The following is a 22,165-nucleotide window of genomic DNA, read 5'->3' as shown; positions in this document are numbered from 1 at the left end:
GAGGCGGATGGGAATTCCCGGATCCGCGGTTCCCGCCGGTCTGCTCTTCCTGGCCTGCCGCACCCGCTCTTGCGGGGAACGGGAGCCGAAGGGAGGCTGCGGTGCTCAGCCACCGCCCAACCTGAATGAGGTGGCACAATGATTCCGCAGGAACAGGGTCGGCCCTGCAATTCCGCGCAAGCCGGCGCGAGCGGCAAGGCGAAGGCCGCGCTCTGCGTGCTCCTCCTCCTGGCCAACCTGCTGCCCGGCGGTTTCGCGGCCGCCCAGACGGAAAGCGTTGTGACAGGTCCCCTGGATCGCCTGCGCCAGGATGCGCTCTCACGCGTCAACGAGGTGCGCCGCGAGCGCGGACTGGAAACGCTCGACCTGACGGACCCGCTGAACGCCGCTGCCCAGGCCCACGCGGAAGATATGGCCAGGCGCGACTATTACAGCCATGTGTCGCCCGAAGGTGAGGACGCGCAGGACCGCTATATCGAACATGGCGGCAGCCGATGGCGCTTCGTCGCGGAGAACATAGCCACCTGCGAAGGATGCCCGGCGCCGCCCGACATCGCGCGGGTGCGCAGCTTCCAGGAAGGCTGGATGCAAAGTCCCGAACACCGGCACAACATCCTCGCGCACGGGCTCGAGGGGTTCGGCTTCGGCATAGCCGCATCGGAAGGGCGGATCTATGCCGTGCAGACCTTTGCCGGCGCCGGCACCCCGCCCGGCCTGGAGGCCGGGGAGCAGCCTGCTCCGCTCGCGCCCGCACAGCAGCTCGACGAGGCGGTCGCCGCGGTAAACCGCGCGCGCGAGGAGGAGGAACTGCCGCCGCTCGAGGCGAGCGAAGCGCTGACGACGCTTGCGGAGCGCCTGCTGGCCGGCGGCTCCGGCGACCGGCTGATCGACCGCTCGGCCGAACTTTTCGAACTCCTGCCGGGCGAGCGCGCCGAGTGGCGCAGCCTCAACGTCCTTGCTGCCGCCTGCGGAGGCTGCGGGACCGCGCCCGTTGCCGCAGACGTGCGTCACTTCACGGACCAGTGGCTCTCCGATCCGCAACACAGGCAGGCCCTGCTTTCCCGCGAGGCGACGCATCTCGGCTTCGCCATGGAGGCGAATGGAGAAGGGCGCAAGGCTGCCGCCGCCGTCGTCGGCCAGCATCTCTAGACGGGCTCCGGACCGCGTGGTGAACCCCGGAGGGGCGATCCATCACGCGCCTGGCATCAGCTCCGGCCGGCGGGGTTTTCTTTCACCCTCGGTTTCCGGAGCCCACCTACCACCTGACGCGAAAGCCGAGCGTGCCCTTGATCGAGTGGCTGTCGCCGAAATCTTCCAGGCTCGTCTTCGCCAGCGCTTCGCCATAGACAGAGTACTTGTCGTAGGCGAAATTCACTGATCCACCCAGGCCCAGGCCGCCCCAGAGGGCTTGGTTTTCGCTTTTCAGGCCGACCTCCGCGACGTCTACGGACGATTCGCCGTCGAAATCGTAGTAGATGTTTGCGATGCCGTAGAGATGTGTGCGGCTCGTCTTGCCCTCCGCGTCCTGCCACTCCGTCTGCCGATCGAGAGTGATGCCGAGACGTCCGACAAGGCTCTCGCTCCGGTCGAGCGACACCGCCGAGCCGAACGGGTCGACGAAGTCGTCGAACTCGACGGAGGAGTAGGAAAGCTGCGCCTGCGGCGTTGTCGACCAGAACGGCGTCAGCGCAATCTGCTTGCCTGCCTCGATGCTGAGCGCATAGCCGAACCCGTCATTTCCTTTGACCAGGTTCATCCCGGCCGTGCTTGAATGAAGGTCGCCGTCGTACCAGGTCACCTCGGCCTGCCCATCCACATAGAAGCCGTTGCTGCCATACCAGGTGAGCGTGCCGCCGGCACCGATGCCGGAGGCTTCGATCGAGCCGTCGCCATAAGCGGATACCACGTCGGCCGAGAGGGTGCCGTAGTGGAGGCTGAGGCCACCGATGAGGCTGCCGCTCGGCGCGGTCACAAGCGGCATGTCGACGCCGGCCTTCAACTTCCATACGGAGGCGTCGTAGTCAGCTCCGCTGGTCGCGGTTTCCGGTTCGAAGCTCCCACTCAGGCCCTGGATTTCCGCCCAGAGGCCGATGCCTGGAGCCACCCAGATCTCCTTGGAAGGCGTGTCGGCGCCCTGTGCAAGCACGGACCAGGATCTGTTGCCGAAGCGCTGCTGGATCGTGCCCAGCTCGTTGAACACCTGGAGGCTGCCCGCATAGGCCTCGTAGATCGGTACGCCGGCCTGATAGAGCGGCTCGGTCGGTTCATCGGGATCAGGACCCGGATCAGGATCGGAAATGAGCGCGGAGCGGAGATACCAGTCACCATCCGTGGGATCGCTCACCCCGTTCTTGTAGAGCCGGTAGGCATAGGCGCCGGCAACCACGGCCTGCTCGCCTTGGAACAGATAGGTGCCCTGCAGGGCGAAGGCGCCATCTGAGACACCTCCGACATCGATGATCTTGATGCCTTCCACAGTCGGCGCACCGGTGCCCCCCAGGTTGATCAGGTGGACATTCGTGGAACCCGACGTGGCGCCGGAGATCACCAGCAGGTCGGTCTGCGAGGAGTCGCCACCAAGCACCGATTCGATCTCGATCGTACCGCCGTCGCCGACATAGTCGCCATCGATTGTGAGCCTGCCGATCGAGTTGCCGGGTGCGATCACGCCGCGATTCGTCGTGAGGCCGGCCACCGTGCCTATCCCTTGCAGGCGGCCGCCGGCGAGCACATCCACGGTTCCACCGAGGCTGCCATTGACCGCGAGCGTACCGCCCGAAACGGTGGTGCCACCCGAAAAACCGGAGGCGTCGCTGGTGAGGACCAGCCTGCCGGTTCCCCGCTTGATCAGCGCACCGGTGCCGGTGATGTCGGAATCCAGCAATGCTTCGTCGGTGAAGTCAGCGACGAGGTCGCCCGCCAGATTGATCGCGCCAGCCTCGATGGCGCCGGCCCTTCCGCCCGTGCCGATGTTGAGAAAAGAACCGGCGGAGATGTCGATCAGCGATGCCGCCAGCGTGCCCCCGTCTGCGACGGTGACCGTCCCGGACGTATCCAATGGTCCGAGCGGGCCACCCAGCGTCAGCTCGTCCGCGATCTGCCATTGAGATCCGTCGCCGGCGATGATCGCTGTCGAGGTCGACCCGGCGTTCGCCCGTACAGTCGCATCGCCCAGGGTTTCGAAAACCCCGCCGTCCGTTATCATCAGTTCGGCTGCTGCGATGCTCGAAAATACCTCTGTCCCGTGACCGTCGGTGATTTTGGATCCGTCGCCGCGCACCTGTACCGTGCCGTCGTTCAACACGAAGCCGATTGTGGAGGAGACCGGGACGTTGAGCTTGGCACCCCCTGAAACGATCAGATTGCCGCCGATGATTTGCACGGAGTCGCCGGCCTCGAATGTGCCGCCGGCAATCTCCAGACCACCCGTGGAGGATGCGCCGACATTGAGGTTCCCCCCGATCGCGCTGCCGGTTCCGGTGAGGGTCAGCCAGCCGTCGCCTTGTTTCCAAAGCCCGCCGGGTCCGGAAATGATGCCGGAAAAGCTGGTGTCTCTGTCGTCGAGGCCGATTTGCAGCGAGGTCTGGTCACCGAGCAGCACCTCGCCGCCGCCATCGGGCCCATCCGCAAGCGATCCGAGCTCGATCGCGATGGCGTCGGCGAAGGCCAGCGTGGCGTCCCGGTTGACCATATAGGAGGAGGAACCGGACCCGGCTTCGTTCGAGCCGAGGGTAAGCGTCCCTTCCATGATCCGGGTGGCCCCGGAATAGTCGGCGTTTCCCGTCAGTGTCAGGGTGCCGGCGCCGTTTTTGATCAGGCCTCCGATATCCGAAAGCACCCCGCTTGCGGTGAATGTGGTGCCGGCGGCCGTATCGAAAATTCCGTTGGCCTGAAACATCATGTTTCGGTCGCTGGTGAAGGTTGCTGTGGTCGACAACGCGCCGCCCGAAAACACGATGCCGCTCGTGTCGCCGAGATTGGCGGCCGAGGAGATCGACAGGGCGCCGCCGGAAAGCATTGTGCCGCCGGTATAGGTGTTCGTGCCCGCAAGTGTCAGCGTCCCGCTTCCGACTTTCGCCAGCGATCCGCTGCCCGAGATCTCCCCCGCAAAGGTCGTGCTGGCGTTGTTTCCGCCGACGGCGAGCGTATTCGAGCCGAGCGTGACCCCGCTCATCGCACTCGCGCTGGCGATGGAACCGACCGAGGCGATCGATGAATTGCGATCGGATATGTCCAGCCGGCCATCATCGGTGAACGTGAATGCAGCGGAGAAAGCGGACGAAAAATTGTTGAGCGAAACGACCCCGCCTGCCGAGGTCGTTATCACCGCGGTTCCGCCCTGTGAACTCCCCCAGAAATTGAGGGCTCCGGCGTTGTTGATCGTGGCACTGCCGGCATTCGAGAGGTTCTGGAACTCGACCATGCCGCCCGCCAGGACGTTGATCGTCGCGGTCTGCGCCGACCCCTGCAGGAAGTGCAGTCTTTCGCTGGAAACGTTGAATGTGGCGCTGGAGCCCGCCTGGATATCCATGCCGCCGGTCAGGGTGACATGGCCCGCACCGGTCTTGTTGAAAACATAGGCTTGACCGTCCTGGATGCGGAACGTGCCGAGACCTAAATCGCCGTCCAGTGTCACCGTATTCTGTTGCGATGTCCCGAACGTCGCCGTTCCCGTGCCGAGGGATGGTGTTCCCCCGGCCCAGTTGCCGCCGGTGCTGTAGTTGTCGTCTGGTATGGCAGCGCCGCTCCACGTGGCGTCCTGTGCCAACGCCGGAGCGGCGGCAAGCAGGGCCGCCAGCGCCGTGCTCCCGAGCAAGTATGGACCGCGAGGCCGCGGCGCACGCACGGGCGCCTGATGGAATGCCCTCGCGGCACGCATTTGCCGACGCGACCACGATACCGGCCCTTGCCGGCTCTCTCGAGAATCGATTTTCACGAATGCCCCCTCAATATTCCGCAGTTCTTTTATAGTCCCAATTGAATTGTTGTCTGATGCAGTGTTGCAACAGATTCATGGAAATGGTCCATCGGGAAGGACTGCTCGATGAAGCTGTGCGACGCCACCGAAGGGGAGCATCCCGGTTGGCCGGCAGCCCGTCGTGCGTGCCGACACGAACTGCTTCACCGGATGACGGAATCAATGAAGCGCGGGGCGGGATGATGCCATCGGGCCGGGTTTTACCTGAGCATATTCGACCCTGTTTCTCCCATTTTCCTTGGCATGTCGCAACGTTTGCTCGGCGGCCCGGACCAAGCCGTCGTAATCGATCTCCTGCTCGAACAGGATGGCACCGATGCTGACGCCCAGGGGCCGTGCGATGCCGCCAAGCCGAAAGCGGGCTTCAGAAACCGTGGTGCGGATTCGTTCGGCAACCGCTTCCGCATTCTCGCGTGTCGCGCCCGGCAGGAAGACTCCGAAACGGTCGCCTCCGAGCCGGCCAACGATATCGTCGCTTCGGACCGAACTGCGGATAATCTCCCCCACCGCGCGCAAGGCACGATCTCCTGCTCGTTGTCCGGCAGTTCTGTTGAGTTCGGACAATTGGTCGACGTCGACGATGAGAAACGAGCCTTGTCTGCGTCCCGCGCGGGAGCCGACGAGCGTCGGGTGAGCATCCACCAAGGCTGAAAACAAGGTGCTGTTGAGGCAGGATGTCAGGCTGTCGCGGCCAATCGTGTTCTCGTAGTCGCGCCTGAGATCGGCGAGGCTGCGAGCCTGTTTTCCCGTGGCATAGAGCGCCGCTGCAATGAAAACGCTCGGCAACAGAACAGCAAATGCGAGCCATTTCACATCTGCTTCCATACCGGCCGTGCTGGAAAGCAAAGCATAACAGCCGGTCGAAAAGACAAGCCAGGCAAGCGTGCCCGCAACGGCGAGAAGGATGGGATTTCCCCATATGCGGTTCGCGACGGCTTTCAACCAGTTTCGCACTCCTACCTCCGGTGTCGGCTGGGGAGCACAGGCCTATGCGGCGAACGTAAAGTAAGGCCTAGCTGGAAAGGACGCATTTGATTGATCGCCAAAAAAATGGATGGCGCAGCCTCACGGGTCGCACCGCCGTCGGCAGGAGGCTCATGCGGGCCGGTACGGACGGTGGGAGGCCGCTGGTTATCTCGGGATATCCTCGAGCGCTTGAGATGCTCACGGAACGCCACCCGGACCATGAGGCCGAGGTGGCGACGCGTTCACCAGCGACAGAGCGGGGATGCGGCAACGTGCTTCATTGCCGAGGCGATGTGCCGTAAGTCGTTGATTTACTGGTCGGAGTGGCAGGATTTGAACCTGCGACCCCCTCGTCCCGAACGAGGTGCGCTACCAGGCTGCGCTACACTCCGTGACCAGACGGCGGGCTTATAACTGCCGAGCGGGCGCTTCGCAAGCCGAAAGGTCGGCGACCGCCGACTTAATCTCCCGCCGCGCCTCAGTAAGGGCTCTCGACATCGCCCGTCTCCACATAGACCGACTTGATCTGGGAGTAGTGGTCGAGCGCCGCAACGGCGTTCTCGCGCCCGAGGCCTGAATTCTTCACCCCGCCGAAGGGAAGCTCCACCGGCGTGAGGTTGTAGGCGTTGATCCAGCAGGTGCCGGCCTGGAGCTCGCCGACCACCCGGTGGGCGCGCGCAAGGTCGCGCGTGAAGACGCCGGCGGCAAGGCCGAATTCCGTGCCGTTCGCCCGCGCGATCACCTCCTCCTCGCTGTCGAAGGCGAGCACGCACATCACGGGACCGAATATCTCCTCGCGGGCGATGCGCATATGGTCCTCGACTTCGGTGAAGATGGTCGGCTCGACGAAGAACCCGTTCTCGAAGCCCTGTAGGCGGGGAGCGGAGCCGCCGAGAAAGAGCCGCGCGCCCTCGGCTTTGCCCGCCTCGATATAGGACATCACGCGTTCGCGCTGCGCCTCTGAAACGAGAGGCCCGAGATGGGTCTCCGGATCGAGCGGGTCGCCCAGCCGGATGGCGCGCGTGCGCTCCGTCAGCCGGCCGAGGAAACGCTCGTAGATATCCTTCTGCACGAAGACGCGCGTGCCGTTCGAGCAGATCTGGCCGGTGGAATAGAAGTTGCCGAGCATGGCCCCGCCCACCGCGTTCTCCACATCCGCGTCCTCGAACACGATGAGGGGAGACTTGCCGCCGAGCTCCATGGTGGCGTGCTTCATGTGCCCGCCCGCGAGCGAGAGCACCTTCCGGCCCGTGGCCACGGAGCCGGTGAGCGACACCTTCGCCACGCCGGGATGGCCGACGAGCGCCGCGCCCGCCTCGCCGTCGCCCTGGACGACGTTGAACAGCCCGTCCGGGAGCCCCGCTTCGGTCAGGATTTCGGCGAGGGCAAGGGCCGAGAGCGGCGTGTTCTCGGAAGGCTTGAAGATCATGGCGTTGCCCGCCGCGAGTGCGGGAGCCGCCTTCCACGCCGCGATCTGGATCGGATAGTTCCAGGCGCCGATCCCGACGCACACGCCGAGCGGCTCCCGCCGCGTGTAGCCGAAGGGGCCGCCGAGCTCGATATGCTCGCCGTTGTGGGCGGCGACGGCGCAGCCGAAGAATTCCAGCGCGTCCGCCGCCGAGGCGGCGTCGGCGACGCGGGTCTCCTGGATCGCCTTGCCCGTATCCAGCGTCTCGAGCTGCGAGAGTTCCTCGTTGCGCTCGCGCAGGATCTCCGCCGCGCGGCGCAGGACGCGCCCGCGTTCCATCGGCTTCAGCCGCGCCCAGGAGGCCTGGGCCTCCCGCGCCGATTCGACGGCGAGTTCCACGATGTTCGGCGTCGCCAGATGCAGCCGGGCGATCGTCTCTGCGGTTGCGGGATAGACGACCTCGAGGGCCGCGCCGCGCGTATCCTCCACGAAACTGCCGTTGATGTAGTGCGAGGCCTGGGGCTGGGCGCGCATCTCTGCCTCCTGCGAATGCTAGCGGTCCGAAACCTGCCAGCGTGGATTGATCCATGGCTGCTGATTTGAAGGAGGCAGGAGCGGTTTGTCCAGAATATGATCGGCTGCCTTTTCGCCCACCATGATGGAGGGCGCATTCAGATTGCCATTGGTGATGCGCGGGAAGACGGAGGAATCGGCGACCCTCAAGCCCTCGACGCCGATCACCCGGAGTTCGGGGTCGATCACGCTCATGGGGTCCTCGCGCGCGCCCATGCGGCAGGTGCCGCAGGGATGATAGGCGCTTTCCACGTGCTCACGGATGAAATCGTCCAGCGCCGCGTCGGATCGCACGTGATCCCCGGGCGAGATCTCGTGGTCGCAATAGGGTTCGAAGACCGGCTGCGAGAAGATCTCGCGCGTGAGCCTTATGCAGTGGCGGAAATCGGCCCAGTCCTCCTCGTGCGACATGTAGTTGAAGCGGATCTTCGGCGGCGCCTGGGGATCGGGGGAGGCGAGGGTGACCGCCCCGCGCGACTTCGACCGCATCGGCCCGACATGGGCCTGGAAGCCGTGCATCTCGGCCGCGGCCTTCCCGTCATAGCGGATCGCGGCCGGCAGGAAATGGTACTGGATGTCGGGATAGTCCACGCCCGCGCGCGAGCGCACGAAGGCCGCCGCCTCGAAATGATTGGTGGCGCCGAGGCCCGACTTGAAGAGCAGCCATTCCGCGCCGATCCGCGCTTTCGAGAAGAGGCCCAGGTTGGAATAGAGCGTGATCGGCTTGCGGCAGGCCTGCTGGATGTAAAGCTCCAGATGGTCCTGCAGATTCTGCCCCACGCCCGGGCGGTCCGCCACGACATCGATGCCGAACTGCCGCAACGCCTCGGCGGGGCCGACGCCCGAGAGCATGAGCAGCTTCGGCGAGTTGATGGAGGATGCCGCGAGGATCACCTCACGCCGTGCTTTAACGACTTGAACCGAATTGCGAGCTTCGACCTCTACGCCCGTCGCCCGTTGATTCTCGATTCGAACGCGCCGCGCGAAGCCCCTGACGAGACTCACGTTTCGCCGCTTCAGCGCGGGCTTGAGATAGGCGTTGGCGGCCGACCAGCGGCGCCCCATATGGATCGTCTGCTCCATCGGCCCGAAGCCCTCCTGCTTCGAGCCGTTGTAATCCTCCGTCACCTCGAACCCGGCCTCGCGGCCGGCCTCGATGAAGGTCTGGTAGAGCGGATTGAGGCGCGTGCCGCGCTGCACGTGCAGCGGCCCGTCCGTGCCGCGCCAGCCGTCCTCCCCGGTCTTCGCATTCTCCATGCGCTTGAAATAGGGAAGCACGTCGGCGAAGGCCCAGCCCGCAGCACCCGCTTCCGCCCAGTGGTCGAAGTCGCGCGCGTGCCCGCGCACATAGACCATGCCGTTGATGGAGGAGGAGCCGCCGACCACCTTGCCGCGCGGCGTGGCCAGCACGCGCCCGGAAAGATGCGGCTCCGGCTCCGTGCGAAAACCCCAGTCGTAGCGGCGCATGTTCATGGGGAAGGAGAGGGCGGCCGGCATCTGGATGAAGGGCCCGAGATCGCTGCCGCCATACTCGATGACGATCACCGAATGTTTTCCGCTTTCCGAAAGCCGGTAGGCGAGCGCGCAGCCTGCCGAGCCCGCCCCGACGATGACATAGTCGGCCTCAGGCATGGCGGCTCTCCCCGAGGCGGAGCGACAGATAATCCTCGACCAGGGCGATGGCGGAGTCCGCATCGGGCGGCCCGTCCTTGAGGGCCCGGCGGATATAGAGGCCGTCGATCAGGGCGGCGATGCCTTCGGCCGTGCGTTCCGCATCCGCCGCGGCCATTGCCGGCTTCAGCGCATGGACGAGATTGGAATGGAGCCGGCGCGCATAGATGCGCAGCAGCCGCCGGAGCGACGGCGCGCGCTGCGCTTCCACATAGAAGGCGAGCCAGGCCGCGATGATCTCCGGCCGGAACTGCTTGGGCGAAAAATTCACTGCGATGATGGCGCGCACGCGCTCCCGTCCGGAAAGTCCGGCCGTCGCTTCGCGCAGGTCGCGCCCGAGTTCGGAGAGGATATGGCGCATGGTGGCGCTCAGCAGGTCTTCCTTGGCGCCGAAATAGTGGTGGGCAAGGGCAGGGGACACACCCGCCCGCCCCGCAATGTCGGACATGGTGACGTCCAGCGAGCCGCGCTCGCCGATGGCGAGGATGGCGGCGTCGATGAGCGCGCGGCGGCGCAGGGGTTCCATTCCAAGCTTGGGCATGAGGCGAGATTATTTTTGATTGAGCAATCAATCAAGAAAAATTCGAGAGCCATGGAGGCGGACGTCTCGTCCGGCGTTAACCTGCCGTCGCGGGATGGGCGCATCCCCCGCGACCACCGTCGCACGATGTGGTATCGTCCGGATGCGAAGGAGGAGAGGATGGGGAGATTCGGACCGCATTTCCGGCAGGTGTTCGCGAGATGATGCCGGTGGCGATCATCACGGGCGGGGCGTCGGGGATCGGCTTGGCGGTTGCCGAGCGCCTGCTGGACGATGGTTGGAAGGTGGCGGTGATCGATGCCGACGGAGCGGCACTCATCGACGCGGAAGATCTTCTCGGCGGCGAGGAGGCGGTTTTCCTTTCCGCCGACGTGACGGACGAGGACGAGATCGCGGAAGTCTTCAATCAGGCGGTGGACACGCTGGGACCCGTCACGGCGCTGGTGAACGCCGCCTGCGTGAAGCGCCACGCGCGCTTCGAGGAGACGAGCGCGGAGCTGTTCCGGCAGGTGCTCGAGATCAATCTGGTGGGCTCCTTCATCGCCGCCGAAGCCGCGCTGGAGCGGATGGGGCATGAGCTCGCCGTCGTCAACATGGTTTCCGTCAGCGCGCTGCGCGCCAACAGCGGCGACACCGCCCATGGCGCTTCGCAGGCCGGCGTGAAGATGATGACGGAGGTGATGGCGCTCGAGCTTGCCGGTCGCGGCGTGCGGGTCAACTGCGTGGCGGCCGCCCCCATCGAAACCCCGGACGTCGCGTTCGGCCCGCATGGCGGCCGGCAACGCGCCTGGCTGGAGCGCACGCCGCTGAGCCGTGCACCGAGTGTCCGCGAAGTCACCGCGGCGGTGGCCTACCTCCTGTCGCCCGAGGCCGGTTCGGTCACCGGTCACACGCTGGTGGTCGACGGCGGCTTCTCCGTGTCCGGCCTGCTGCCCGGCGACTGATTTCGCGAGGGCGCGGCCTGGAGGTGGCGAGCTAACTCACGCGGTTGCGCGCCACCGTGAGGTGGGGGAAGCCGGGATTGTCGCGAAGCGCCAGGTCGCCCGTCACCGGCTCGGCCCAGCGGTGGCCGACGATGGCGCCGTCCCTGGCCGCCTCGATGATGTTGTCGGTGATCGTCGCCGCGCCCCCGCCTTCCACGACCGAAACGGCGATCCCGGTGCCCGCCCTGCGGATGACGTTGCCCGAAGCGATCACGTTGCGCACGAACGGTCCCCAGCCGATCTCGATGCCCCAGACCGGCGCATTCTCGATCACATTGCCGATGACGGTCGTGTCCGCCTCCGCCGCGATGCCGGTGCCGAACCCCGGCGCATCCTTCTCGTACGGTCCCGTCCTCGAAAGGTTGCGGACGATATTGCCCGTGCAGGCGGCCATCCGGCCGCCCTCGTTGAAATTCACCATGGAGATGCCGTTGGCGGCACCGTCCACGATGTTGGAGCCGATGACCGCGCCTTCATAGGAGAACTCGCTGTAGAGCGCCGTCTCGCCGGAGCGCAGGCAATGGTTGCCGGTGATGACGGCGTTGCTGCCGCCATTGGAGCGGATGGCCGAGAAGGCGCAGTCTGACACGTGGTTGCCGGTGATGGCGACCTCGTGCGCCTGGTAGGTGTTGATGCCGTTGCCGTGCTGTCCCGTGCCGCCGAAGGTGGCTCGTATCCGCGCAATGCGGTTGTTGGTGACCCGCGTGCCATCCGGGGCCGGTCGCGTGCGGTGGACGAGGATGCCGCCATTGTCGCAATCGGTAACGGTGTTCGCGTCGATCAGCAGCCCCGCGGCATCGATCGAGTAGATGCCGACATCGGCAGCCCGCGTGATGGCCGTGTGCTCGATGCGGCCGGCAGCACGTTCCAGCGCGACCGCGCTGCTGGCGCTGTCGACTATTTCGCAACCGTCGATGGCAAGGGCGCGGACGCCGCGCAGGTCGAGCAGCGCCTTCACACCATCGGCAAGGCCGTTTCCGGCGCCGTCCAGCACGATGCCGGTGAGCGCGATATGCTCGGTCTCCCGCCCACGCAGAAGCGCGCCGCCGCCATTCACGAGCCGGGTTGCACCGGACACGCCGAAAAGCCTTACCCGGGCGGGCAGGTCGATGTCCGAGAGCGTGTAGATGCCGGGCGGCAGGAAGATCGGCAGGTTCTCCGCGCTTGCGCGCTCCAGCATGGCGGCAAATGCCTTGCCCTGGTTCTCCGCCGCTCCCGGCCGGATGCCGAATTCCTCCGCGTTGAGAGATCCCCGGACGGCCTGGAGTGTTTGCTGCGCGAATCCCACCCTGGGCATGGCGAGGCCCATGACGGCAAAGCCGGCGCTGGCTTTGAGGAATTTGCGTCTGTTCATCACGGTACCCGAGCGTTTGCCGGAGAGAGCATGATGCACGGCGGCAAAGATTGGGTGAAGAGTGGCTGCCCTGATTTTGATCGCTGGTGAGATGGCAAGGTTCAGGCATGGATCCTCGGGCTTGACCCGAGGATCCATACCTGAACGTCGAAGACGCGCCAGCGATCAGGTGCCTACTCCTCTTCGAGCTTCACCGTGAAATCGCGGAAGAAGGCTGCGGCACCCTCTTCGTCGATCTCGCCGGCGGCCAAGGCCATGGTGAGGGTGTAGACGACCCCATCGTCGGCGGTCATGCGGTATCCGTTCAGGAGCAGGAACGTACCTGCCGCGACAATGGCCGTGCGCTTGTTGCCGTCGACGAATGCATGATTGCGGGCAGGGCCGAAGGCATAGGCAGCCGCCAGATTGAAAACATCCGGCTCGCCGTAGGCTGCCTTGTTCTCGGCGCGGGCCAGTGAATGGCGGAACCTCAGTCGGCTTCGCGTCCGGGCAGGTCCTCGAAGGCTCTGGCCGCCCAGGGCAGGGCGGAGCGGCACCAGATCTGCCGCTTGGGCGCGAGTTCCCGGCGCTGGCGGATGCTGCCCCAGCGGATGCCCCAGTCCTGCGCCTGCGGGTCTTCGCCGCTGGTGAAGAGAGGCGAACCGCAGTCCGGGCAGAAATATTGGCGGCGCATCCTGCCGCTCTCCGCCGTCTTGAGATAGACCTTGGGTGGGCGGCCGGTCAGGCGGATGTTGCTGGGAGAAGCCGTCACCGTCACGCGGTAGGGCGAGCCCGTGAGTCTCTGGCAATCGGTGCAGTGGCAGATGGAGACCCGCTCGGGATCGATCTCCGCCTCGTAGGTGACGTAACCGCAGTGGCACTGCCCGTCGACTTTCATCGACTTATCCTCTGGTGGATAGGTTTGCCAGATCAGGTTAGCCCATCGCAACGGCTTAGAACCACCCTTTTCTCCAGAAGTAATAGAGCGGGAGCACGGCCGAAATCGCCATGACGCCGAGTGTGAGAGGATAGCCCCACCGCTCGTCGAGCTCGGGCATGAACTGGAAGTTCATGCCGTAGATGGAGGCGATGAGCGTGGGCGGCATCAAGCCCACGGCAGCGACGGAGAAGATCTTGATGATAGCGTTCTGCTCGACGGAGATCAGGCCGACGATGGTGTCGAGCAGGAAAGTCACCTTGTTCGACAGGAAGTCTACGTAGTTTTCCAGCGACCTCGCATCGCGCTCGAGCGAATCGAGCCGGTTGCGCATCTCCTTGCGCGGCGGACCACCCTCCATGTTCGCCCGCATATAGGCGAGCAGCCGGCTGATGCCCGAAAGGCTTTCGCGCACTTTCGAGAGGAAGGCGCCCAGACCACCGATCCGCGTGAGCGTGCGCCGGAACTCCAGCGTGCTCATCGGGCGCTCGTGCTCGCGGCGGTGCAGGATCGCGTTGGAAGCCGCCTCGATCTCCTCGGTCGCTCCTTCCAGGATGTCGGCCAGCCGGTCGGTGATCGCCTCGATCAGCCCGAGCAGGACGGATATCCCCGTGCAGTCGGCCTCGATCAGCCCGTTGCCCGCCTTCGTCGCGCGATTGATGAAGAGCGAGAACGCCTTGGGCTCGCTGTAGCGCACGGTGACGAGGTGCTTGCCTGCGAGCACGAAGGACACGGGCGAGACCGTGCGATGGTTGCTGTCCGTGGCGTGGAGCACCGGCGTGGTCAGATACTGCACGCCGCCTTCCATGTAGAAGCGGCTCGATTCCTCGATCTCCACCATGTCCTTGTCGGTGGGGACGGGAGAGCCGATCCAGCCTTCGACGGCTTTGTCTTCCTCGGCGGTCGGATTGAGCAGGTCGATCCAGAGTGCCTTTGCAGGAAGGGGTTCGCCCGGCTTCAGGGCCGCGCCGGCAATACGATCGCCTTCGAGTGTGTAGACTTGGATCATGGCCTTTGGCGTCCGCGGGAATCGATGCCCGGAATGACTTATGCGGGGGAAAGGTTTGCGATCGGTTCAAGAAGCCGGTCGACGAGCCGCTCGGCCGCTTCCGCGATCACCGTGCCCGGCGGAAAGATCTCGGCCGCACCGGCCTGGCGCACGGCCTCGAAATCGTCGGGCGGGATAACGCCGCCGGCGACGATCGGGATCTCGTCGCGGCCGAGCCTCTCCAGTGCCTGTTTCAGCTCCGGGATTAGCGTGAGGTGCCCGGCCGCGAGGGAAGAGACGCCGATGACGTGCACATCCTTCTCGTCCGCGAGATTCGCGACCTCCTCCGGTGTCTGGAACATGGCGCCGACGGTGACGTCGAAGCCCAGGTCGCCGAAGGCGGTGGCGATCACCTTCTGGCCGCGGTCGTGCCCGTCCTGGCCGATCTTGGCGATCAGGATGCGCGGCGCGGAGCCGGTCTTCTCGCGGAAGGCCGCGACCTTCTGCTCGGCCCTTGTGGCGGCCGCGTCTTCACCGATTTCCTTGCGGTAGACGCCGGAGATGGTGCGGATATCGGCCACATGCCGGCCGAAGACCTTCTCCAGCGCACGGGAAATCTCGCCGACGGTCGCCTGCGCGCGCGCGGCGCGGATGGCGAATTCGAGCAGATTGCCGCCCTGTTCGGCGGCCCTGGTGAGTTCGTCCAGGGCGCTCTCGGTCTTGGCCACGTCGCGCGTGCCCTTGAGCTGCTGCAGCTTGGAGAGCTGGCGGGCGCGCACCTCGGCATTGTCGATCTTCAGCACGTCGACCTCGATGTCCGCTTCCGGCCGGAACCGGTTGACGCCGATGACGGGTTGTTCGCCGGAATCGATGCGCGCCTGCGTGCGCGCGGCCGCTTCCTCCACGCGCAGCTTCGGCACGCCCTTCTCGATGGCCGCCGCCATCCCGCCGAGGCTTTCCACCTCCTCGATATGCACGAACGCGCGGGCGGCAAGGTCGTGCGTCAGCCGCTCGACGAAAGCCGAGCCGCCCCAGGGGTCGATGCTGCGGGTGGTGCCGGATTCCACCTGCAGCACGACCTGCGTGTTGCGAGCGATGCGGGCGGAATGGTCCGTGGGCAGCGCCAGCGCCTCGTCGAAGGCGTTGGTGTGGAGCGACTGCGTGTGGCCCTGGGTCGCCGCCATCGCTTCGATCATCGTGCGCACGATATTGTTGTGGGGATCCTGTGCGGTGAGCGACCAGCCGGAGGTCTGGCAATGGGTGCGCAGCGCGAGCGAGCGCGGGTCCCTGGGCGAAAAGGTCTTCTTGACGAGCGCGGCCCAGATGAGGCGCGCCGCCCGCATCTTGGCCACTTCCATGAAGAAGTTCATGCCGATGGCCCAGAAGAAGGAGAGCCGCGGCGCGAACCGGTCGATATCGAGGCCGGCGGCGAGACCCGCGCGGATATATTCGATGCCGTCGGCGATCGTGTAGGCGAGTTCCAGGTCCGCCGTCGCGCCCGCCTCCTGCATGTGGTAGCCGGAAATGGAGATGGAGTTGAATTTCGGCATGTGCTCCGCCGTATAGGCGAAGATGTCCGAGATGATCCGCATGGAGGGCTTGGGCGGATAGATATAGGTGTTGCGGACCATGAACTCCTTGAGGATGTCGTTCTGGATGGTCCCGGCAAGGTCCTTCTGGGCGACGCCCTGTTCCTCCGCCGCCACGATGTAAAGAGCGAGGATGGGCAGCACCGCACCGTTCATCGTCATCGACACGGTCATCTCGTCAAGCGGGATGCCGTCGAAGAGCTGGCGCATGTCGAGGATCGAGTCGATCGCCACCCCGGCCATGCCGACATCGCCCGCCACGCGCGGATGATCGCTGTCATAGCCGCGATGGGTGGCGAGGTCGAAGGCGATCGACAGCCCCTTCTGGCCGGCCGCGAGGTTGCGCCGGTAGAAGGCGTTGGACTCTTCCGCCGTGGAGAAGCCGGCATATTGGCGGATGGTCCAGGGGCGCTGGACATACATGGTCGGGTAGGGGCCGCGGATGAAGGGCGCAAACCCCGGCCAGGTGTCGAGCCAGGGCAGGTTGCCGATATCCGCCTTGCCATAGGCGCGGCGGATGGCGATCCCCTCCGGCGTCTGCCAGCGGTCCTTGGGCCATTCCGTTTCCGTCCTGGCCGGCGGCGACCAGGGCAGCGCCGAAAAGTCCGGGATCATGCCGGCTCTCCGAGGCCCTCGTCGATACGGGAGGCGGCAAGCGGAATGCAGGCCACCGCTCCGTCGGTGGGCACCGGCTGGCGCTCGGCGGGAAGGGTCCCGAAAGGGCGCTCCTGCGCGGCCTTGTAGAGCGTGGTTCCGACGATGTTGCGCTCGCCCTCGCGGAATTCCGCGAGGCGCTTGGCGCGGGCGGCGGCGACGCGCCGCTGGATGTGGCCGGCCGCAAGGCTGCGGAGCACCCCGCCTTCCTTCTCTATCTGGCGGAACTCCTCCCAGGCTTTCTCGCAAAGACCGGCCGTCAGCGCCTCGATGGCGCCGGAGCCGGCCGCCGGATCGGCCACGAAGTCGAGCCGGCTTTCGCCCGCCAGGATGAGCTGCGTGTTGCGCGCGAGCCGGCGTGCAAAGCCATCCGGAAGCCCATGGGTGATGGTGTGCGGCAGCACCGAGATCGAATCGGCGCCGCCCGTCGCCGCCGTGAAAGCGGCGATGGTCGTGCGCAGCACGTTCGTTTCGGGGTCCCGCGCCGTCATCATGCGGTAGGAGGTCTCCGCATGGACCGTCACGGGCGCGGGGTCGATGGCGCAGGCCTCCAGCATGCGCGTCCAGAGCTTGCGCAGCGCCCTGATCTTGGCCGTCGAGAGGAACTGGTCCTGGTCGACGCTGAGCGCGAAGCCGATATGCGGCACGGCATAGACGAGCGGCTGCCGCGCCTGCTCGAACATCCTCAAATGCGAGACTGCGGAAGCGAGCATGATGCCGAGTTCCTGGGCCTCCGTGGCACCCGCATTGTGGAAGACGCGGCCGTCGGCCTCGAGCAGGATGCCCGGCAGCGACAGCACGAAATAGCCCGCGAGCGACTGCGGCATGGAGGCTTCCAGCGCCTCGATGGACATGCGCAACCGGCCGGTCCCCGCGAAGAGCGAGGCGGGATCGATGCCGAAGGAGAGGCTGAGCCGCTCCGGATCGACCTTGTGCTTCTTGAGCGCGCCCGCCAGCCAGTCTACGGATGCGCGGCTCTGCGGATGGACGTCGATCCTCAGATGAACGTCTTCGAGCGGCAGGCCGGCGAGCGCCGTCTCCAGCGCCTCGGGCGTGCTCTGAAGACCATAGCGGAAGGCGTTCGGCGCGCCGGCGAAGATGATGGAGAGCCCGGTTGCGCCCTGGGCGAGATCCTCCTTTGCCTGGGCGTTCGCCCGCGCCGGATCGGGATCCTCCATGCGCTGGACCACCCGCCAGGGGGAAACCGGGTCGACACGGGTGAGCGGGGATGCTCCCTCCGCGCGTTCGTAGAGCGGCTCGATCGGCAGCCGGTCGTCCGTATGACGGACCAGGGAGGAATAGTCCGTGTCCTTGCCCAGCGACTTGGCGACGAGCTCCAGCCACTGCCGGCGATCGACGGCCGGGAAATCCGCGTTTGTCAGGATCGACCGATCCATCATGCCTCCCCTCAATTCATACGGCACAATGAGTTTAGGATGAGCGGGGGCTTGCTGCAATGCACCTTTGCACCAAAGAGGATTTCTTTCCTCGCGGCGAGCGGACAAGAATGCATTGTGGGATGCATCCGCGCTGACTATACCAGTCACCTTGACTTTTGATCGACGCCGGTCGGGTGTCGGTGTTCAGGCATGGATCCTCGGGTCAAGCCCGAGGATGACGACGGCGTAAAGGCGATTCCGCTAGTCACCAGTGTTGGAGATTTGCGGAGACCTCCCCTCCTCGTCATCCTCGGGCTTGACCCGAGGATCCGTGCCTGATCGCCGAAACGTCACCAGCGGTCGAGAATTTGAGTCGCTGATTTTGAACCCGGACCCGAAATGTGGGGAGAGCGATGGCTGATCAGGACAGCATTTTCGTCGGAGCAAGCCGGAACAAGGACAACAGCTATCAGCGGCCGGAAGAGCTGCTCCTGAAATATGCCAATCGGCACGGGCTGGTCACAGGCGCCACCGGCACCGGCAAGACGGTGACGCTGCAGATCCTGGCCCAGGGCTTTTCCGATGCCGGCGTCCCTGTCTTCTGTGCCGACGTCAAGGGGGATCTCTCGGGCATCGCCATGCCGGGCGAAGGGAAGGATTTTCTTCTCAAGCGGGCGGCGGATGTGAAGCTCGATCCGTACACCTTCGAGGCCTGCCCGGTGATCTTCTGGGATATCTTCGGCGAGAAGGGCCACCCGATCCGCGCCACCATCTCGGAGATGGGGCCGCTTCTGCTCTCGCGCCTCATGAACCTCACGGAAGCGCAGGAAGGTGTCATCAACATCGCATTCCGCATCGCCGACGAGGAGGGTTTGCTGCTGCTCGACCTCAAGGACTTGCAGGCGCTGCTTTCGAACGTCGCCGAGCGGGCCGACGAGATCTCCGCGAAATACGGCAATGTGAGCAAGCAGTCGGTGGGCGCGATCCAGCGTTCGCTCCTGATCCTCGAGCAGCAGGGCGGGGAGCACTTCTTCGGCGAGCCGGCGCTGAGGATCGCCGATCTGATGCGCACCACGCGCGATGGGCGGGGCCTGGTGAGCGTGCTCGCCGCCGACAAGCTGATGATGAACCCGCGCCTTTACGCGACCTTCCTCCTGTGGCTGCTTTCCGAGCTGTTCGAGGAGCTTCCGGAGGTGGGCGATCCGGACAAGCCGAAGCTGGTCTTCTTCTTCGACGAGGCGCATCTCCTCTTCGACGAGGCGCCGAAGGCGCTGGTCGACCGGGTGGAGCAGGTGGTCCGCCTCATCCGCTCGAAGGGCGTCGGCGTCTATTTCGTCACGCAGAATCCGCTCGACGTGCCGGAAACCGTGCTGGCCCAGCTTGGCAACCGCATCCAGCACGCGCTGCGCGCCTACACGCCGCGCGAGCAGAAGGCAGTGAAAACGGCGGCCGACACCTTCCGCCCCAATCCGGATTTCGATTGCTTCGCGGCCATCACGCAGCTCGGGGTGGGCGAGGCGCTGGTCTCCACGCTGGAGGCCAAGGGCATCCCCTCCGTGGTGCAGCGGACGCTGATCCGCCCGCCGTCCTCGCGGCTTGGGCCGATCACCGATGCGGAACGCCAGTCGCTCGTCCAGGGGAGCCCGGTCGCCGGCCAGTACGACAAGACGATCGACCGCGAATCCGCCTTCGAGCTTCTGCAGAAGCGCGCCGACGCGAAGGCGGCGGAAAGCAATGCGGCGGAAAAGGAGCCCGAACCGGCACAGCAGCAGGGCGGCGGTTGGACCCTGCCGGATTTCGGCGGCGGCAACCGCACCTCCGACCGCAGGACTTCGAGCCGCAGATCCTACCAGCGCCAGACGGTGACGGAAGCCGCGATCAAGTCGGTCGTCCGCTCCGTGGGCACCACGCTCGGCCGCGAGCTCATCCGCGGGATCCTGGGGAGTTTGACGCGGAGGCGGTGAGGGGTGCCTCTACCCGAGGCCCGTGGCGGCTGCAGCCCCCTCTTGCGATTTCTAACACTTGGCCTCCGCTTCGCTTCGGCTAAGATGTTGAAATCGCTTTCTCCCCCGCCCAGGGGGGGAGATAGGGAGGGCGCGGACCTTGGCGCAGGTCGCCAATGCCTGCGATTGGCGGAAGCGGTGATGCCGGCGGCGTTTTCTCCCCCTTGGCGGGGGAGAAAGCAAATCTTGGGTTTGGCAAAGCCAAGCCCTTGGAACTTGCAACAGAGGGGCCTCCGCTCCACAGAGCGCGAACGCCGCAGGCCTACACCGTCCGCAGCCCGTCCGTCACCAGCACCGGCGTACCCTCCGGTACGCGGTCGTAGAGATCGATCACGTCCTGGTTGATCATGCGCACGCAGCCGGACGAGACGGACTTGCCGATCGACCACCATTCGGGCGAGCCGTGGATGCGGTAGAGCGTGTCCTTGCCGTCCTGGTAGAGGTAGAGCGCACGGGCGCCGAGCGGGTTCATGATGCCCGGCTCCATGCCGCCGCGCCATTCGCCGGTGGCCTTGTCGTACTCGGTCCGGTACTTCTCGAGTTCCGGCTGGCGGTCGATCATCTCCGAGGGCGGATGCCATTTCGGCCACATCGCCTTGCGCTCGATCTGCGCGCGGCCCGCCCAGGCAAAGCCCTCGCGGCCCAGCCCCACGCCGTAGCGCAGTGCGCGGCCATAGCCGCGCACGAGATAGAGGAAGTGCTGGGAGGTGTCGACCACCAGGGTGCCCGGCGCCTCGCCGGTGGGGTCGGGGACCTCCTGCCGCAGATAGCGCGGGTCCATCTTGGAAACCGGCACGGCCGGGATCTCGTAGCCGCTGTCCACCATCGCCGCATACATCCCGTCGCCGGATGCCGGCTCGATCGGCGGAAGCACGGGCGGCGGGGGCGCAGGGCGGAAGGACACGGTCGGGACCGAGGGCACGCTCACGCAACCCGAAAGAGAAGCGGCACCGATCACGGTGGCCGACAGGAAGGCGCGGCGGGAGATGGTACGGGAAGAGGTTTCGTCGGGTCCGGGCATGATCTGAGGCTCAGTTAAGAGAAGCGGAAACGCGGCGGCGTGCCGTCGGCAAAAACATGTCGGCTAATACTCTGGTCAGCGAATGACTTCATGGTCGAGCAAATCCAACCTTGTCGTGGCGGAGGCAAGCTGCAAACTGAATCGGAACGACATTGTTCGCCGCCTATTGCATTTCTGCAACGCTCTCGGCGGTCACGGATGCGTCACCGCGCCGTGAGCAGGCCTTCCAGCGACGGCAGGATGAGCTGCGGCGGCTGCTCGAGATATTCGTCCGGCTGATTGCTGCGGTTTATCCAGACGGTGCGGAAGCCGTATCTGGTCGCGCCCGCAATATCCCACCGGTTGGACGACTGGAAGGAGATCGTGTCGGGATAGGCGCGCAGCGCCGTGGTCGCCAGCTCGTAGACGGCGGGGTGCGTTTTGAACTTGCCCGCCATGTCGGCCGAAAGGACGTCGTCGACCATGGTGTCGAGCGCGGATGACCGGAGCGCCGCCTCGATCATGGCCCGCGAACCGTTGGAGAGGATCGAGAGCCGTGCACCGCCGGCTTTCAACGCTGAAAGGACGCCGGGTACTTCGGGATAGCAGTCCAGGTGCCAATAGGCATCGAGCAGCTTCTGTTTCACCGCCGGGTTGGCGGCGGGCACCTTCCGGAAGGCGAAGTCCAGGGCGCGTTCGGTCAGCGTCCAGAAATCGGCATGCTCGTCCATGAGCGTTCCGACCCACGAATATTCGAGCTGCTTCGCGCGCCAGACCTCCGAAAGGACCTGCCCCTCCGGCCCGATCTCGGCCGCATGGCGGCGCACGGCCGAGTGCACGTCGAAGAGCGTGCCGTAGGCATCGAAGACGAAGGCCGAAAAGCGCATTTCCATATGTCCCGCGTGGCGGCAGTTCATCCCATGCGCCGGGCAGGGTCAAGAAGCTGGACCAATACTCACAGGAGCTTGGCGCCAGCACGCCGGCGTGGTCGTCGAACGGGCATGTGGCGCCTCGGCGGCCATCGTCAAGGCGGGTGACCGGTGGCCAAAAGGAGCGACATGCTCTAAGGAAGCCTGGTCGTCGATCCGTCGGGCCGCCATTGAGAGATGATCAGGGGCGGTTGCCAAAACGGGCGGCCCACCCCATCTGCGGATCGTGGATT

The 22,165-nt window shown here is 65.6% G+C and carries 16 protein-coding genes and 1 tRNA gene; 3 read left to right on the top strand and 14 right to left on the bottom strand.

The window, feature by feature from the left end; translation table 11 throughout:
• The first annotated feature begins 138 nt into the window (after positions 1-138).
• A complete protein-coding gene (locus PVE73_RS16945; protein WP_277363364.1) occupies positions 139-1,149 on the top strand; it encodes a CAP domain-containing protein in 1,011 nt (336 codons plus the stop codon).
• A 106-nt stretch (positions 1,150-1,255) separates the two neighbouring features.
• On the opposite strand, the gene PVE73_RS16940 is transcribed toward PVE73_RS16945, so the two are convergent.
• From PVE73_RS16940 to betI, 6 genes are all read right to left on the bottom strand, one after another.
• Positions 1,256-4,816: an autotransporter outer membrane beta-barrel domain-containing protein gene (locus tag PVE73_RS16940; RefSeq protein WP_277363363.1), complete on the bottom strand. Its 3,561-nt coding sequence runs from the start codon at positions 4,814-4,816 to the stop codon at positions 1,256-1,258.
• 321 nt (positions 4,817-5,137) lie between these two features.
• Positions 5,138-5,920: a GGDEF domain-containing protein gene (locus PVE73_RS16935; RefSeq protein ID WP_277363362.1), complete on the bottom strand. Its 783-nt coding sequence runs from the start codon at positions 5,918-5,920 to the stop codon at positions 5,138-5,140.
• Positions 5,921-6,259: 339 nt separating this feature from the next.
• Positions 6,260-6,336 (bottom strand) — tRNA-Pro (locus tag PVE73_RS16930).
• An 86-nt stretch (positions 6,337-6,422) separates the two neighbouring features.
• Complete coding sequence (betB, locus tag PVE73_RS16925; protein ID WP_277363361.1) at positions 6,423-7,886, bottom strand: betaine-aldehyde dehydrogenase; 1,464 nt, start codon at positions 7,884-7,886, stop codon at positions 6,423-6,425.
• Between the two features lie 18 nt (positions 7,887-7,904).
• Positions 7,905-9,557 carry a choline dehydrogenase gene (gene betA, locus PVE73_RS16920; RefSeq protein ID WP_277363360.1) on the bottom strand — a complete coding sequence of 551 codons (1,653 nt, stop codon included), beginning with the start codon at positions 9,555-9,557 and terminating at the stop codon, positions 7,905-7,907.
• Entirely contained in the window at positions 9,550-10,137 is a 588-nt protein-coding gene (gene betI / locus PVE73_RS16915) for a transcriptional regulator BetI (RefSeq protein ID WP_277363359.1), read from the bottom strand. Before betI ends, betA begins: the two co-directional genes overlap by 8 nt.
• Before the next feature lie 200 nt (positions 10,138-10,337).
• On the opposite strand from betI, the gene PVE73_RS16910 reads away from it, so the two are divergent.
• Entirely contained in the window at positions 10,338-11,081 is a 744-nt protein-coding gene (locus PVE73_RS16910; protein WP_277363358.1) for an SDR family oxidoreductase, read from the top strand.
• A 31-nt stretch (positions 11,082-11,112) separates the two neighbouring features.
• Here the strand turns inward: PVE73_RS16910 and PVE73_RS16905 are convergent, their stop codons facing one another.
• The 6 genes from PVE73_RS16905 to PVE73_RS16880 all read right to left on the bottom strand — a co-directional run bounded on the left by PVE73_RS16905 (position 11,113) and on the right by PVE73_RS16880 (position 18,021).
• On the bottom strand, positions 11,113-12,477 hold the full coding sequence (locus PVE73_RS16905; RefSeq protein WP_277363357.1) for a TIGR03808 family TAT-translocated repetitive protein: 1,365 nt from the start codon (positions 12,475-12,477) through the stop codon (positions 11,113-11,115).
• 170 nt (positions 12,478-12,647) lie between these two features.
• The gene (locus PVE73_RS16900; protein ID WP_277367491.1) at positions 12,648-12,992 is read right to left on the bottom strand and encodes a type II toxin-antitoxin system death-on-curing family toxin; all 345 of its coding nucleotides are present in this window, start codon (positions 12,990-12,992) and stop codon (positions 12,648-12,650) included.
• Positions 12,944-13,351 carry a GFA family protein gene (locus tag PVE73_RS16895; protein WP_277363356.1) on the bottom strand — a complete coding sequence of 136 codons (408 nt, stop codon included), beginning with the start codon at positions 13,349-13,351 and terminating at the stop codon, positions 12,944-12,946. The genes PVE73_RS16900 and PVE73_RS16895 overlap by 49 nt, the downstream gene beginning before the upstream one ends.
• Positions 13,352-13,406: 55 nt before the next feature.
• Positions 13,407-14,399, bottom strand: coding sequence for a magnesium transporter CorA family protein (locus PVE73_RS16890; protein WP_277363355.1), 993 nt, complete (start codon positions 14,397-14,399; stop codon positions 13,407-13,409).
• A 38-nt stretch (positions 14,400-14,437) separates the two neighbouring features.
• A complete protein-coding gene (gene scpA / locus PVE73_RS16885; RefSeq protein ID WP_277363354.1) occupies positions 14,438-16,582 on the bottom strand; it encodes a methylmalonyl-CoA mutase in 2,145 nt (714 codons plus the stop codon).
• Positions 16,579-18,021 (bottom strand): methylmalonyl-CoA mutase family protein, encoded by a 1,443-nt coding sequence (locus tag PVE73_RS16880; RefSeq protein WP_277363353.1) that lies wholly within the window; start codon positions 18,019-18,021, stop codon positions 16,579-16,581. The genes scpA and PVE73_RS16880 overlap by 4 nt, the downstream gene beginning before the upstream one ends.
• A gap of 392 nt (positions 18,022-18,413) precedes the next feature.
• Here PVE73_RS16880 and PVE73_RS16875 point away from each other — a divergent pair, with 392 nt between their 5' ends.
• The gene (locus PVE73_RS16875) at positions 18,414-19,964 is read left to right on the top strand and encodes a helicase HerA-like C-terminal domain-containing protein (protein ID WP_277363352.1); all 1,551 of its coding nucleotides are present in this window, start codon (positions 18,414-18,416) and stop codon (positions 19,962-19,964) included.
• A 301-nt stretch (positions 19,965-20,265) separates the two neighbouring features.
• Here PVE73_RS16875 and PVE73_RS16870 read toward each other — a convergent pair whose 3' ends face one another.
• Positions 20,266-21,024, bottom strand: coding sequence for a L,D-transpeptidase (locus PVE73_RS16870; protein ID WP_277363351.1), 759 nt, complete (start codon positions 21,022-21,024; stop codon positions 20,266-20,268).
• Positions 21,025-21,227: 203 nt separating this feature from the next.
• Complete coding sequence (locus PVE73_RS16865; RefSeq protein WP_277363350.1) at positions 21,228-21,890, bottom strand: haloacid dehalogenase type II; 663 nt, start codon at positions 21,888-21,890, stop codon at positions 21,228-21,230.
• Positions 21,891-22,165 lie beyond the last annotated feature (275 nt).

The sequence above is a fragment of the Chelativorans sp. AA-79 genome (assembly GCF_029457495.1).
GTDB lineage: Bacteria > Pseudomonadota > Alphaproteobacteria > Rhizobiales > Rhizobiaceae > Chelativorans.
This window is presented reverse-complemented; position numbering and strand designations above follow the sequence as displayed.